Here is a 13,733-nt window from a genome sequence, read left to right on the forward strand (position 1 = left end):
CCTTTGCAGCCAAATCTATTGTGATAATCATTGTTGTTTTTATGATGTCTTTAATTTTTGTGTTACCGAGTTAAGCCTTTGATCTCGAAGTCCAATAGCGAGGTTCTTGTAACCTAAATCGGCAGGTAAATCGTGAATGTGGTGCTGCCCGGCCAGCTTTCAACATCAATTTTCCCATTGTGTTGATCGATCAGGTTTTGAGATATCGATAACCCTAAGCCTGTGCCACCCTCTCGACCGCTGACCATTGGGTAAAAAAGCGTGTCTTTTAATTCGTCGGGGATGCCTGGGCCGTTATCGCTGATCTCAATTCGAGCAGCGAGTTTGTGTCGCTGCCCATGAATGTTTGCTTGATGCACCGTTCTGGTGCGAATGGTGATTTTCCCTGATTCCTGAGTCTTTAGAATCTGCGCCGCATTGCTCACGATATTGAGCATGGCTTGTTCAACTTGCGCAGAATCCATCAAAATCGCAGGTAGGCTTGGATCGTAATCTCGCTCGATAGCGAGCGTCGAACCTGATTCGAGCTCAACCAGTTGCCTTACTTTTTCGAGTATCTGGTGAAGGTTCTCTTCTGATTTGGTTCCTGGCTTTTGCGGGCCAAGCAGGCGATCGACTAAAGCGCGCAAGCGGTCGGCTTGCTCAATAATGATCTGGGTGTACTCATTCAGAGACTGATCAGGGAGCATCTTTCCAAGTAGTTGCGCAGCACCTCTTAAACCACCCAATGGGTTCTTGATCTCATGTGCTAACCCACGCACCAGCAGCTTAGCCGCTTGTTGTTGTGCGTGTTGGTTAAGCTCTTGGCTGAGTCTTCTTTGTTGGTCAATCTTGCGCATCTCAACCAATAACAGCGTTTCACGTTGCCAAGAGATTGGGCTAACCGTCACCTCAAGCATCAGCGGGCGGTTATCAACGACGAAGGTCACGTCACTGTCGGTAATGCTCTGGCCGCTTTGTAGAGGTTGAGTTAGAAGTGCTAAGTCGAGCGAGGCGTGTTGGATAAGTTGGCTCAGTGGATGATCAACGATGCGTCGCGCGCTCTGTGAAAAGAGTTGTTCAGCCGCCGGATTGGCGTAGCGGACATACAGTTGCTCATCGAGCATCAATGTCGAAGTCACCATATTGTCGAGAATGGCGCTGGAAAGGTGATGTGTATCTATGCTGTCGCTTTTGGCTGATCGATTCACTATTTCGTCCTTGAATTGGTGCTTTTTTCACTGCACCAAATTGGTGCGTAGCTAAGTTCAAGTATGGCGCATATCAACCAGAAGCTAAAGATAATTCATTAGAGTCGCTGAAAGCTGCTTCGATTTGGTGAAAAGTAGAGGTAATTCAGTCTCTTTTCACACATTGGCCTACTTGAGCGTCGCTCGATGTAAATACACGGTGACTGGACTAGTAGATGCAATAAGCTTGCCGCTTCTATGTGCTTGAATTGCAATGGTGTGAGTACCTCGATCGATACCTTTTAATTCCCAAATAGGTTGAGTCTGTGGGGCGCCATAACGACGGCCATCGAGTATCAATTGTAATTGCTCCCCGATACCAAGTTTTCGGTTGAGATCTATCTGAATCGGGATTAAGCCGCGGTTGCTATGAATGGTTTGATCATGAACTGGAGTCAGCATGGTGAGGGCTAATTGAGTGGGAACCTCACGTTTTGTGGTTTCTGTTTTTGCCTGATTTTTAGCTGGCGTTGCCGTTTTAGTTGTAGGTAAAGCAGCGGTGTCTACCGGAGTTGAGGCCTCAAATTTAGGGGCGGGTGCTGAAGCTTGCACATCTGGCAGGCGAAGAGCCTCGGCATCTTGAGCGCTAGGGTTATCACTAAAGTGGAGCACGCCATCCTCATCCACCCAGGTATACACCGTTTGAGCAGAGCACGAGAGCGCGACTGTTAACCCGATCAGTAACAGTATATTTTTCATATCTTTAGCCTCTTTGTCACCACTAGGTGATTTCACGTTTGGCGTTGGTTTTATTATTGATTTTATTGGTTTTGATTTTATTGTATTTAGCGTGACAGCCTCTGAGGGCTTTTGTTAAATACCAATCACAGTAAGTTAATGCTCAGAAATAGCGCAGGAAAAAGGCTTGAAAACGAGGCAGGTTTTTTCGATAAGTAGTTATTCTACAATCAAAAAACCTAACGATGTTATCGAGTGTTTTAACAAGCTAGGCTGAGTAGTTATTTGCTACGATTGGTATCTAGTATGGTACGAGGAGGGGAGCGTCGAGAGAATATAAAAAAGGCCCGCCTGCGAGGCGAGCCTAATATTTAGTCAGCGATTCTTACAAGATTGCAGTAAGAAATGGCTTATCTCTACAGGAGATTAAACTGAGTAGTACAGTTCAAACTCAAGTGGGTGTGTAGCCATGTTCACGCGTTGTACGTCGTCAGATTTCAGAGTGATGTAAGAATCGATGAAATCGTCAGAGAATACGCCGCCAGCTGTTAAGAACTCACGGTCTTCGCTAAGCGCTGCTAGAGCTTCTTGTAGAGATTCTGCAACTGTTGGGATTTCAGCTGCTTCTTCTGCAGGAAGGTCGTATAGATCTTTATCCATAGCTTCGCCTGGGTGAATCTTGTTCTTGATACCGTCAAGGCCAGCCATAAGCATTGCTGAGTAGCATAGGTATGGGTTCGCTGCTGGGTCACCAAAACGTAGCTCGATACGACGTGCTTTAGGGCTTGGTACTACTGGGATACGGATAGAAGCAGAGCGGTTACGTGCTGAGTAAGCAAGCATTACAGGTGCTTCGAAACCAGGTACAAGACGCTTGTACGAGTTAGTTGATGGGTTAGCAAACGCGTTGATTGCACGAGCGTGCTTGATTACACCACCGATGTAGTAAAGCGCCATTTCAGATAGGCCGCCGTACTTATCACCAGCAAACAGGTTAACGCCGTCTTTTGCTAGAGATTGGTGAACGTGCATACCAGAACCGTTGTCACCAACTAGTGGCTTAGGCATGAATGTCGCTGTTTTACCAAATGCGTGAGCAACGTTGTGTACAACGTACTTGTAGATTTGAGTTTCATCAGCTTTCGCTGTTAGCGTGTTGAAGCGAGTTGCGATTTCGTTTTGACCCGCAGTTGCTACTTCGTGGTGGTGAGCTTCAACTACTAGGCCCATCTCTTCCATTACTAGACACATTGCTGAACGGATGTCTTGAGATGAATCTACAGGAGCTACTGGGAAGTAACCGCCTTTAACGCCAGGACGGTGACCTTTGTTACCGCCTTCGATGTCAGAACCTGTGTTCCAAGCTGCTTCTACGTCATCAATCTTGAAGAAAGAACCAGACATGTCGTTTGAGAACTTAACGTCGTCAAATAGGAAGAATTCTGGCTCTGGACCAACTAGAACTGTGTCTGCGATACCTGTAGAACGTAGGTACTCTTCAGAACGTTTAGCGATAGAGCGTGGGTCACGGTCGTAGCCTTGCATTGTTGCAGGCTCAAGGATGTCACAACGGATGTTTAGCGTTGCGTCTTCTGTGAATGGGTCCAGTACAGCAGATGCTGCGTCCGGCATCATTACCATGTCAGATTCGTTAATGCCTTTCCAACCAGCTACTGAAGAGCCGTCAAACATTTTGCCTTCTTCGAAGAAGTCTGCATCAACTTGGTGAGAAGGAATAGAGATATGCTGCTCTTTACCTTTTGTATCAGTAAAACGTAAGTCGATAAATTTAACTTCGTTCTCTTGGATCAGGGATAGTACATTTTCTACTGACATCTTGGATAACCTCCAGTGTTATTAATTCGGTATTAGCTCGATTCGGTTGAAACTAGCATTGATTAATGTCTATAAGTGCATTAATCGATGCTGATTTATCTATAGCCAAAAACGTGCCAAAAAAATTATTCCATTAATTTCAATGATTTACTTGTTTTTCAATTTTGCCTAATCTGGTTTTTGCACCAAAATGATCTTTGGCTGCACCTTGTTGGTGCAATGATTTGTCTGTGCACCAATATGAGACATAAGCGAGCACCATTCAGCAATGAATTGCCTAAGTTGTCAATCCACTTTTGTTATTTTGCGGGAGATTTGGCTCGCCACTCGCCGGTGATGCTTTTTTAGAGTCCTACGAATTTGGCTGCTCAACACTGTACTGAATCAAAGTTAAGCGGATATGAATCGCTAATAAAGAAAAAAGCCTTGGTTCAGATCACATATTTCTGGGTTTTTGTCTAGAATCTGGTATATTATTGACCGTTTTTTAAATCAAGCTAGCGGTTATTATCCAAACTTTTGAGATAAGTGACGGCTACTTTTATGAGTGAATCGAGAATCCATGTCTACTCCACAGATTGATAAGTTAAGAAATATCGCGATCATCGCGCACGTTGACCACGGTAAAACGACTTTGGTTGATAAACTGCTACAACAGTCAGGCACTCTTGAGTCTCGTGGTGAAGCTGAAGAGCGTGTCATGGATTCGAATGACATCGAAAAAGAGCGTGGCATTACCATTCTTGCTAAGAACACAGCAATCAACTGGAATGATTACCGCATCAACATCGTAGATACTCCGGGACACGCGGACTTCGGTGGTGAAGTTGAGCGTATCATGTCTATGGTTGACTCTGTTCTGCTTATCGTTGACGCAGTTGATGGCCCAATGCCTCAAACTCGTTTCGTAACGCAAAAAGCATTCGCACACGGTCTTAAGCCAATCGTTGTAATCAACAAGATTGACCGCCCAGGCGCTCGTCCTGATTGGGTTATGGATCAAGTATTCGACCTTTTCGACAACCTAGGTGCTACTGATGAGCAACTAGACTTCACAGTTGTTTACGCTTCAGCTCTAAACGGTTGGGCAACAATGACTGAAGGCGAAACTGGCGAGAACATGGAACCATTGTTCCAAGCTGTTGTTGATACAGTAGACGCGCCTGCAGTTGACCTTGACGGCCCACTACAAATGCAAATTTCGCAACTTGATTACAGCTCTTACGTAGGTGTTATCGGTGTTGCTCGTGTTACTCGTGGTTCTGTTAAGCCAAACCAACAAGTAACTATCGTAAATGCAGAAGGCAAAAAACGTAACGGTAAAGTAGGTACAGTTCTTGGTTACCTAGGTCTTGATCGTCACGAAGTTGAGCAAGCTAACGCTGGCGACATCATTGCAATCACTGGTCTTGGTGAGCTGAAAATTTCAGACACTATCTGTGACGTAAATAATGTTGAAGCAATGACTCCGCTTTCTGTTGATGAACCAACAGTAACAATGACGTTCCAAGTAAACACTTCTCCGTTCGCGGGTAAAGAAGGTAAGTTCGTTACTTCACGTAACATCCTTGAGCGTCTAGAAAAAGAACTAGTACACAACGTTGCACTACGTGTTGAAGAAACTGATAACCCAGATCGTTTCCGTGTTTCTGGTCGTGGTGAACTTCACCTATCTATCCTGATCGAAAACATGCGTCGTGAAGGCTTCGAGCTAGCTGTATCTCGTCCAGAAGTTATCATCAAGAAAGACGAAGATGGCAACCTAACTGAACCGTTTGAAACTGTGACTATCGACGTGCTTGAAGAGCACCAAGGTGGCATCATGGAAAACATCGGTCTACGTAAAGGTGAGCTAACTGATATGTCTCCAGATGGCAAAGGCCGTGTTCGCATGGACTTCATGATGCCTTCTCGTGGTCTTATCGGTTTCCAAACTGAGTTCCTAACTCTAACGTCTGGTTCTGGTCTTCTTTACCACTCATTTGATCACTACGGTCCTCACAAAGGCGGCGTAATCGGTCAACGTAACAACGGTGTTCTAATCTCGAACGCGACTGGTAAAGCACTGACTTACGCACTATTCAACCTACAAGAACGTGGTCGTCTATTTGCTGAGCACGCAGATGAAGTATACGAAGGTCAAATCATCGGTATTCATAACCGTTCAAACGACCTAACAGTAAACTGTCTGAAAGGTAAGCAGCTAACGAACGTTCGTGCATCAGGTACTGATGAAGCACAGGTTCTTTCGCCACCTATCCGTCACACTCTAGAGCAAGCTCTTGAGTTCATCGACGAAGACGAACTAGTAGAAGTAACGCCTGTAAGCATTCGTATCCGTAAGAAACTTCTTACTGAAAACGAACGTAAGCGTGCAGCACGTCCAGCTAAGGCTTAATTGCCAGCTGACTAGCTTCTAGCTAAGTAAATAAGAAAGCCCTGAGTAGCCAAGCTGCTCAGGGCTTTTGTTTTTTAGTTAGCTAAGATACGAGTAAACGAGATGCGGGATACGAAGAGTGTGTTCGATATCTACTTAGCGAATCGTCCTTCCAGAATTGAGGAGCGAAATATCTGGAATCTAGCTTTTGATTCCTAGGTGACTTTCAACGAACTGAACTCGCTCAGCGACCGACATAAAGGGCACTTCAACTACCTTATAACCTAGCTCTCGATAGACTTTGACCAGCGTGTGGTGAATCTCTAATGCTTCTTCAAATGGGTAAGGGCGCACTTCATCTTGCACATAGATGGAAGCTTCAGGGCGACAGAACAAGACTTGTGGGTGATAGCCTTGGCTCGCTTCTCGGTAGTTCTCAGTAACCTCAAGGTTGGCCTGGGACAAGTAACCGCAGATGTCGGGAATAGCGCGATCGAGAAACGCAATCGGACGTTGATTGGCTTGGTCTTTTTGTTCGCTCATGACGGTTAAACATAGGCGAGCAAAGCCCGGAAGGTTTAACCAAGGTAAGATACCGGTCTCAAGTTGGCTCTGCTGTTCGATTAACTGGCGAGAGGACTCAGCGAAGGTTGGGTAACCCGCATCTCCCAAGGCATTAATTAGTGTGGTCTTTCCGGCGCCAGGGCCGCCAGTAATAATGATTGGGTTCATACGGGCTTATCTTTATTTGTGTCTACGGGCGTTATTTCTGGTTCAGTTGAGCTAGGAACTTATCCGATTCTGCTATTGCAGCATTCATCTGTTTGATCGCGTAGGCGATGTCTTTTTCTAAGCTCATAAATTCACCCTGCAGTGAACCCACAGCACTCGCATTGAGGTTGTGCTTCAAGTAAAGCGTGTTATCGCGAAGGGTATTGAGCACGGGATCCATTTTCTTCTCGGCGCGCTTCATTGCTGACAGCATCGTTTGGTAAGACGATTTGGTTTCACGCAACTTTTGCTCACTCGAGCGGCGCAGTGAATCACTGGTGTAGAGATCTAATTCACTCTGCCACTCTTCAAACAGCGCATCTGACACATCTTCGATCGCAGCAATACGATCACTGACATTTTGTGCGGCTTTCTCACTGTCTTGGTATTTATCGTTGATCTGGTTGTACATGTCTTCAAGGTCGCCACCACTGAAGTTAGTCAGGCTGCTGAGTGCTTCAAGTGCGCTGGTAAACTCTTCCTGAGCATCCTGCTGCGACTCTTTAGCGTCTTCTACTCTATCGACCATGATGTCACGTTTGTGGTAGCCCACCTGTTCCATTGCAGAGTAATAAGCGGATTGGCATCCAGTAAGAGTAAAAATAGAGAGGACTATAACTATTAAATAAGGCATCCTAGTTTCCTATAGTTAAATAAAGGAATATTAATTAGGACTATGAACGAGTTACCAGGGAGTTACAAGTTGAAGATAAAAAAGGTCGCCACACTCAGTATTCAGTTTTCTCGCTATCTTTTGGCGCGAATGACGCACGATAGAGTGAATGTGAATGCGGGCTACTTGGCGTACATTACTTTGCTCTCGATCGTTCCTATGCTGACGGTATTGCTCTCTATCTTGTCGTCATTCTCCATCTTTGCTGATGTTGGTATCGTGATTCAAAACTTCGTTATTACCAACTTTGTTCCTGCATCTGGGGATGCAGTACACGGCGCGTTGTTGGAGTTCGTTGCCAATACCGGAAAGATGACGGCGGTAGGTAGTGTGTTCTTATTCATTGCAGCGCTGATGCTGATTTCGAATATTGATAAGAACTTAAACTACATCTGGCGAGTAACGGAAAAGCGTCGTGCGGTGCTGTCTTTCTCTATGTACTGGATGGTGCTCACGCTTGGACCAATTCTAGTGGGAGCGAGTATTGCTGCAACGTCTTACGTGACCTCATTGAGCTTGCTGCAAAATGAGGTGGTGTCTGGTGCTTTTAATACCGTAATTCGCAAACTTCCTTTGATTCTCTCTTTCTTTGCGTTTTTCGGTCTGTATCTGCTGGTTCCCAACAAAAAGATACACTTTTCTCATGCAGCTGCAGGTTCTCTAGTGGCGGCTCTGCTGTTTGAATTAAGCAAGAAAGGCTTCGCGGCCTACATTACTCAATTCCCTTCTTACCAGTTGATTTATGGTGCATTGGCGGCAATTCCAATTCTATTTGTCTGGGTTTATTTGTGCTGGTTGATCGTGCTGGTTGGTGCTGAGGTGACGGCCGCATTGGGTGAGCAGGAACAGTGGAGTGACCCGAAAGAAATGGTACACTCGTCGGATAAAGACAAAATCACAGAGCAAGGAAACAACAGTGATAGCACTGATCCAGAGAGTAAGTGAAGCTGCCGTCCGTGTTGATGGCGAAGTAGTTGGTGAGATTGAGCAAGGCTTATTGGTTCTGTTAGGCGTAGAAAAAGGTGATGATGAAGCCAAAGCCAAACGTTTGATGGAACGAGTAACCACTTATCGTGTCTTTGGAGATGAAGACGATAAAATGAACCTCAACGTGAAGCAGGTAGAAGGTAAGGTATTAGTGGTGTCTCAATTCACTCTGCCAGCCGATACCAAAAAAGGGACACGAGCAGGGTTTTCTCGTGGTGCTCACCCAGAAGATGCTGAGCGTCTCTACAACTATTTCTCAGACCAATGTGAATCAGTGTTGCCAACGGAACGTGGCCGATTCGCAGCCGACATGAAAGTGTCTTTGGTTAATGATGGCCCAGTGACATTCTGGCTGCAGGTTTAGGCTTAAAGGAATAAGCATGTTTAAACTCATAACACCGACCACCGAAAATCAGCTAAACAAGTATTACCATTTTCGTTGGCAGATGCTCCGTGAACCTTGGCGAATGCCGGTAGGTTCAGAGCGCGATGAATACGACCCAATGAGTCACCATCGCATGATTGTTGATGGTCGTGGTCGCCCGATGGCGATTGGTCGCTTGTATATCACCCCAGATCTAGAAGGCCAGATCCGCTACATGGCGGTGAAGAACTCTCGCCGAAGCAAAGGTATGGGCTCATTGATTCTAGTCGCACTTGAGTCATTGGCTCGCCAAGAGGGCGCTAAGCGCTTGGTGTGTAATGCACGTGAAGATGCGATCTCATTCTATGAGAAGAATGAATTTGAACGTCGCGGTGAGATTAATGACCAACGTGGCCCTGTACGTCACCAACAGATGGTTAAGCACCTTGACCCAATGGCAGATGTTCTGCGTAAGCCTGAGTGGTGTAATGAGCTGCAGCAGCGCTGGGAACATCAGATCCCGATCAGTGACAAGATGGGCATCAAGATTAACCAATACACGGGTTACCAGTTTGAGTGTAGTGCTCAGCTGAATCCTAACTTGAACCCTCATAACACCATGTTTGCAGGCTCCGCCTTTACCTTAGCGACCTTAACCGGTTGGGGGATGACTTGGTTACTGATGAAAGAGCGTGGCCTGACAGGTGATATCGTGCTGGCAGACAGTAATATTCGTTATCGTCACCCGGTTGAGCAAAACCCAGTGGCCTCTACCTCATTGGATGGGATCAGCGGTGATTTAGACCGCCTCGCGTCGGGCAGAAAGGCACGTATCATCATTCATGTGACTATTAACAGTGGTGATGTGGAAGCGGTAGAGTTTACCGGAACCTACATGTTGATCCCCGACTATAAAAAGATACTCTCGACAGATTCAAATGGGAGCGAATAGCTAACACCGGTAATACTGTAAAGATTGACTGAAAGCGCTACTCCTGAGGAGTGGCGCTTTTTTGTTGGCAGTCGTTAATCTCAGAATACTCAGCTTGGGTGAGCTTCCCTGAGATTTGATGGCATGTGTCCGATAGGGTAATCGATAGGGTGTGTTGCTCGGCTTTAAGCAAGTCGAGCTCTCCAGACACCTCACCATTGAGCGTTTGAATCCTTTGTTCGCCTTGCTCTGCTGCCGATGCACCAATAATGTGCATCGGTTCGAGAGTGAAGCGTCCACGGTCAAAATTCGCATTGAGCTCTGGGATTTCAAACACGTTATCAGTCGATGTTTCAGAAAGCTTGTCGTTAAAGGTCATCACACCTTGGCGAACGCTGCCTTTGAGTTGTCCTGTGGTTGAATAGCCGAGCATCAGTGAATCGCCGTATAAGCCAGCGGCTTGAAGTTCGAACTCACCATAACCTGTTGCATCGAGCGGTAATTCAAGTTGTTGCAGCATGGGTGCTATCGGTAACCCATCGGCAGAGATATCTAAGCTCCATGGCTTGCTGATTTGGTTAAAATCGAGTGTTGCATTGGCTTCAATATAGCCATTCCTAAGTGGCGCAAACAGACGTGTCAGCGTCCATTTCCCTTGTTCGCTATTCATCTCAACCACCGGCTGTGCGCTAACAATGTTTTGGTAACTGGCATCGTTTGCGCTCGCCATCAATTTGCCTTGCCATAAGCCCAGTTTTCTATCTTGCAGAAATTGAACCTTATGCCCTTCGACATGTAACCCTGAGGCCTGCCAGTAAGGCTTTTGTGCGAGTTGGATGAGTTGACTGCGTTCTATGTTAAGTCGGCTAATCTCGACGTTCTGGACCTGTGTGAGCCAAGGTAATAGGCGAGCGGCGGCTAGAGGGTTATCTTGGTTTTCAGTGACCCATTTTATGCCTTGCAGGTCGAGCTGCTCTAATTCAATGCTGCTAGGGGTGACTTCGCCATTGAGTTGTACAGTGCCCTGCAGGAATTGAGTATAGAAATCTTCGATTAGAATCTGGTTTGGCTCTAGGCTTAGCTTGATATTTGGCTCGATGAACATGTCATCATCAATGGTCACTCCTTCTGCTTGCAGAGAGAAAATGGCTTTCTGCTGCTTCCACAGTTCAAAGGGCAGTTGGATATTTTCTAAAGAGGCATCAAAGGCTGCGAGGTGACCATCTTTCCACTCTACGTCGCTACGCAGAATATCTAAGCTGTTGATGTGGTTGATCTGAACACCTGCCACATTCCACTCTTTATTCAGTAGACTTTGAGCTTGTTTTTGGTTTAATCGCAAACTATCTATTGTCACATTCACCAACGACCAATCATGTTGATATTGTTCAGCTTGTCCGGAGATTTTGGCGCCACGCCAATCAAATGAAGCACCATAAAGGGTGCTGTCACTCGGCTTGAGATCTAGGTCAATCAACAGATTATCGAATGCTTCACCTTGCCAATACAGTTGTGAGGCAGAGAGTTGGGTCTTTCCATAAGGTAGCAGTGAGTTGTCGTCTTTCCATTTTGGTGCGGAGATCTGAAGGTCGATGCCTCGCGCATTAAAGTCTGGGGTCGAGAAATCTAGATTATTGATCGCCAGCTGACGCAGCTTGAGGTTTGGTTGGGTAAACACTGATGTGAGTGTTGTTAGATCGTCGGCTTCTAACTGTAGTCCGCTGATCAACACAGAGTCTAAAACCAGTTTGGCTTCAAGGAGAGAGTCTGGGCTGAACCAAAGATCGATCTTGTCGATATATAGAGGTGTCTGTTTTTCGGGTTGGCTTTGGGTTATGCCCATTAAGGTGATGTGATAAGGCGCCTGATAACCCACATCTTCAATGAACACAGGTTGTTCAATCGTATGTTTGATAAAAAAGTTAGCAACATCCGCACGGTATTGGGTCTGCAGGCTTAATAGCAACGCTGCGATAGTTGCAACGGCGATAGCCAACACAATGCCGAACACCATCAATACCTTTTTCATTCCTTGAAAGCCTTAAATTTCAATAGTCTCAAAATAGAGTGGAACAAAAAGGGTCAAGCAGCAACAAAAAAGCCCCTCAAAAGAGGGGCTTGCTACAAAAATATCATTTTAAATTGGGCGTTTGCTTTTGGCTAAGCCCGAGCAGATGATTGGATTAGTCCAGTTGTGGGCCTGCCGCAACCAGTGACTTACCTTCAGCGTTGTCCGTGTACTTATCAAAGTTGTTGATGAAGCGCTCTGCTAGATCTTTCGCTTTGCTTTCCCATTGTAGAGGGTCAGTGTACGTATCGCGTGGGTCAAGGATCGCTGGGTCAACATCGTGCAGTGCTAGAGGCACTTCTAGGTTAAACATAGGGATAACCTTAGTCTCAGCCTTATCGATTGAGCCATCTAGGATAGCGTCGATGATGCCGCGAGTATCTTGGATAGAGATACGTTTACCAGTACCGTTCCAACCTGTGTTCACTAGGTAAGCTTCAGCGCCAGCCGCTTCCATACGCTTCACAAGTACTTCAGCGTACTGAGTTGGGTGAAGGGTTAGGAATGCCGCACCAAATGCCGCAGAGAAGGTTGGTGTTGGTTCAGTAATACCGCGCTCAGTACCTGCTAGTTTCGCAGTGAAGCCAGATAGGAAGTGGTACTTGGTTTGCTCTGGAGTCAGTTTAGAAACCGGAGGTAGTACACCAAATGCATCAGCAGTCAGGAAGATAACTTTTTGAGCGTGACCTGCTTTTGATACTGGCTTAACGATGTTGTCGATGTGGTGAATCGGGTAAGAAACACGAGTGTTCTCAGTTTTTGAACCGTCATCAAAATCGATAGAGCCATCGCCACGAACCGTTACGTTTTCTAGCAGTGCATCACGACGGATTGCATTGTAGATTTCTGGTTCTGCTTCTTTAGATAGACGGATGGTCTTCGCGTAACAACCACCTTCGAAGTTGAAGATACCGTCGTCGTCCCAACCGTGCTCATCATCACCGATTAGCTGACGTTTAGGATCCGTTGATAGAGTTGTTTTACCTGTACCTGATAGACCGAAGAATACCGCTACGTCGCCTTTCTCGCCGACGTTTGCGCTACAGTGCATTGAAGCGATACCTTGCAGAGGAAGTAGGTAGTTCATCATTGCGAACATACCTTTCTTCATCTCACCGCCGTACCAAGTACCACCGATGATTTGAACACGCTCTGTGAGGTTGAAAGCAACAAAGTTTTCAGAGTTTAGACCTTGCTTTTCCCAGTTAGGGTTCGTTGTTTTAGCACCGTTCATGACCACGAAATCAGGTTCGAACGTCGCTAGCTCTTCGTCAGTTGGACGAATGAACATGTTCTTAACGAAGTGCGCTTGCCACGCTACTTCTGTGATAATACGTACACTTAAGCGCGTATCTGGGTTAGCACCACAATAACCGTCAATGACAAACAGACGCTTGCCAGATAGCTGAGTTGTCACAAGCTCTTTCAGCTCACTCCATACTTCAGTTGTAATCGGTTTGTTATCATTTTTGCCTTGATCTGACCACCACATGGTATCGCGGGTCGTGTCATCTTTAACAATGTACTTATCTTTTGGTGAGCGGCCAGTAAAGATACCAGTGTCAACTGCAACCGAGCCTAGTTCCGTTACTACGCCTTTTTCGTAGCCTTCCAAACCTGGCAGTGTTTCTTCAACGAATAACTGCTCGTAGCTAGGATTACGAAGAACTTCAGTAACGCCAGTCAGTCCGTGCTTAGTTAGATCAATTTGTGCAGCCTTAGTATGTTCCATAACGGTCATAGGTGCTCCTTGTAGGATATTTTGTAGGGATTTTGTATTAATTTTTTATTGTTATCTGCTCACCATGCTAGCAACGAG

11 protein-coding genes are annotated in these 13,733 nt (G+C 45.9%); 4 read left to right on the forward strand and 7 right to left on the reverse strand.

Annotated elements, in window-relative coordinates; all coding sequences use genetic code 11:
* Positions 1-113 precede the first annotated feature (113 nt).
* From glnL to glnA, 3 genes are all read right to left on the reverse strand, one after another.
* A complete protein-coding gene (gene glnL, locus L4C44_RS16265) occupies positions 114-1,190 on the reverse strand; it encodes a nitrogen regulation protein NR(II) (RefSeq protein ID WP_048661286.1) in 1,077 nt (358 codons plus the stop codon).
* Positions 1,191-1,358: 168 nt separating this feature from the next.
* The gene (locus L4C44_RS16270) at positions 1,359-1,928 is read right to left on the reverse strand and encodes a DUF4124 domain-containing protein (protein ID WP_210447248.1); all 570 of its coding nucleotides are present in this window, start codon (positions 1,926-1,928) and stop codon (positions 1,359-1,361) included.
* 405 nt (positions 1,929-2,333) lie between these two features.
* A complete protein-coding gene (glnA, locus tag L4C44_RS16275) occupies positions 2,334-3,743 on the reverse strand; it encodes a glutamate--ammonia ligase (protein WP_019826498.1) in 1,410 nt (469 codons plus the stop codon).
* 562 nt (positions 3,744-4,305) lie between these two features.
* Between glnA and typA the strand changes: the two genes are divergently transcribed.
* Positions 4,306-6,141: a translational GTPase TypA gene (gene typA / locus L4C44_RS16280; RefSeq protein ID WP_017059220.1), complete on the forward strand. Its 1,836-nt coding sequence runs from the start codon at positions 4,306-4,308 to the stop codon at positions 6,139-6,141.
* 180 nt (positions 6,142-6,321) lie between these two features.
* Here typA and L4C44_RS16285 read toward each other — a convergent pair whose 3' ends face one another.
* On the reverse strand, positions 6,322-6,852 hold the full coding sequence (locus L4C44_RS16285) for an AAA family ATPase (protein WP_146491968.1): 531 nt from the start codon (positions 6,850-6,852) through the stop codon (positions 6,322-6,324).
* A gap of 31 nt (positions 6,853-6,883) precedes the next feature.
* Complete coding sequence (locus L4C44_RS16290; protein WP_123285155.1) at positions 6,884-7,525, reverse strand: DUF2959 domain-containing protein; 642 nt, start codon at positions 7,523-7,525, stop codon at positions 6,884-6,886.
* 42 nt (positions 7,526-7,567) lie between these two features.
* Between L4C44_RS16290 and L4C44_RS16295 the strand changes: the two genes are divergently transcribed.
* The 3 genes from L4C44_RS16295 to L4C44_RS16305 are packed head-to-tail and all read left to right on the forward strand — an operon-like array spanning position 7,568 to position 9,867.
* On the forward strand, positions 7,568-8,509 hold the full coding sequence (locus tag L4C44_RS16295; RefSeq protein WP_146491969.1) for a virulence factor BrkB family protein: 942 nt from the start codon (positions 7,568-7,570) through the stop codon (positions 8,507-8,509).
* Entirely contained in the window at positions 8,481-8,915 is a 435-nt protein-coding gene (gene dtd, locus L4C44_RS16300; RefSeq protein WP_004735590.1) for a D-aminoacyl-tRNA deacylase, read from the forward strand. The genes L4C44_RS16295 and dtd overlap by 29 nt, the downstream gene beginning before the upstream one ends.
* Before the next feature lie 16 nt (positions 8,916-8,931).
* Entirely contained in the window at positions 8,932-9,867 is a 936-nt protein-coding gene (locus L4C44_RS16305; RefSeq protein ID WP_146491970.1) for a bifunctional GNAT family N-acetyltransferase/hotdog fold thioesterase, read from the forward strand.
* 37 nt (positions 9,868-9,904) lie between these two features.
* Here L4C44_RS16305 and L4C44_RS16310 read toward each other — a convergent pair whose 3' ends face one another.
* Together L4C44_RS16310 and pckA are read right to left on the reverse strand one after the other, a co-directional pair.
* On the reverse strand, positions 9,905-11,875 hold the full coding sequence (locus L4C44_RS16310) for an AsmA family protein (protein ID WP_428805371.1): 1,971 nt from the start codon (positions 11,873-11,875) through the stop codon (positions 9,905-9,907).
* A gap of 154 nt (positions 11,876-12,029) precedes the next feature.
* Entirely contained in the window at positions 12,030-13,655 is a 1,626-nt protein-coding gene (pckA, locus tag L4C44_RS16315) for a phosphoenolpyruvate carboxykinase (ATP) (RefSeq protein WP_285953020.1), read from the reverse strand.
* Positions 13,656-13,733: the final 78 nt, after the last annotated feature.

It is taken from the genome of Vibrio satsumensis (assembly GCF_050337435.1).
Classification (GTDB): domain Bacteria; phylum Pseudomonadota; class Gammaproteobacteria; order Enterobacterales; family Vibrionaceae; genus Vibrio; species Vibrio satsumensis.

Coding starts and splice junctions, on each gene's coding strand:
- L4C44_RS16270 (WP_210447248.1), bottom strand. CDS start 1,928: ATGAAAAATATACTGTTACTGATCGGGTTAACAGTCGCGCTCTCGTGC.
- glnA (WP_019826498.1), bottom strand. CDS start 3,743: ATGTCAGTAGAAAATGTACTATCCCTGATCCAAGAGAACGAAGTTAAA.
- typA (WP_017059220.1), top strand. CDS start 4,306: ATGTCTACTCCACAGATTGATAAGTTAAGAAATATCGCGATCATCGCG.
- L4C44_RS16285 (WP_146491968.1), bottom strand. CDS start 6,852: ATGAACCCAATCATTATTACTGGCGGCCCTGGCGCCGGAAAGACCACA.
- L4C44_RS16290 (WP_123285155.1), bottom strand. CDS start 7,525: ATGCCTTATTTAATAGTTATAGTCCTCTCTATTTTTACTCTTACTGGA.
- L4C44_RS16295 (WP_146491969.1), top strand. CDS start 7,568: ATGAACGAGTTACCAGGGAGTTACAAGTTGAAGATAAAAAAGGTCGCC.
- L4C44_RS16305 (WP_146491970.1), top strand. CDS start 8,932: ATGTTTAAACTCATAACACCGACCACCGAAAATCAGCTAAACAAGTAT.
- L4C44_RS16310 (WP_428805371.1), bottom strand. CDS start 11,875: ATGAAAAAGGTATTGATGGTGTTCGGCATTGTGTTGGCTATCGCCGTT.
- pckA (WP_285953020.1), bottom strand. CDS start 13,655: ATGACCGTTATGGAACATACTAAGGCTGCACAAATTGATCTAACTAAG.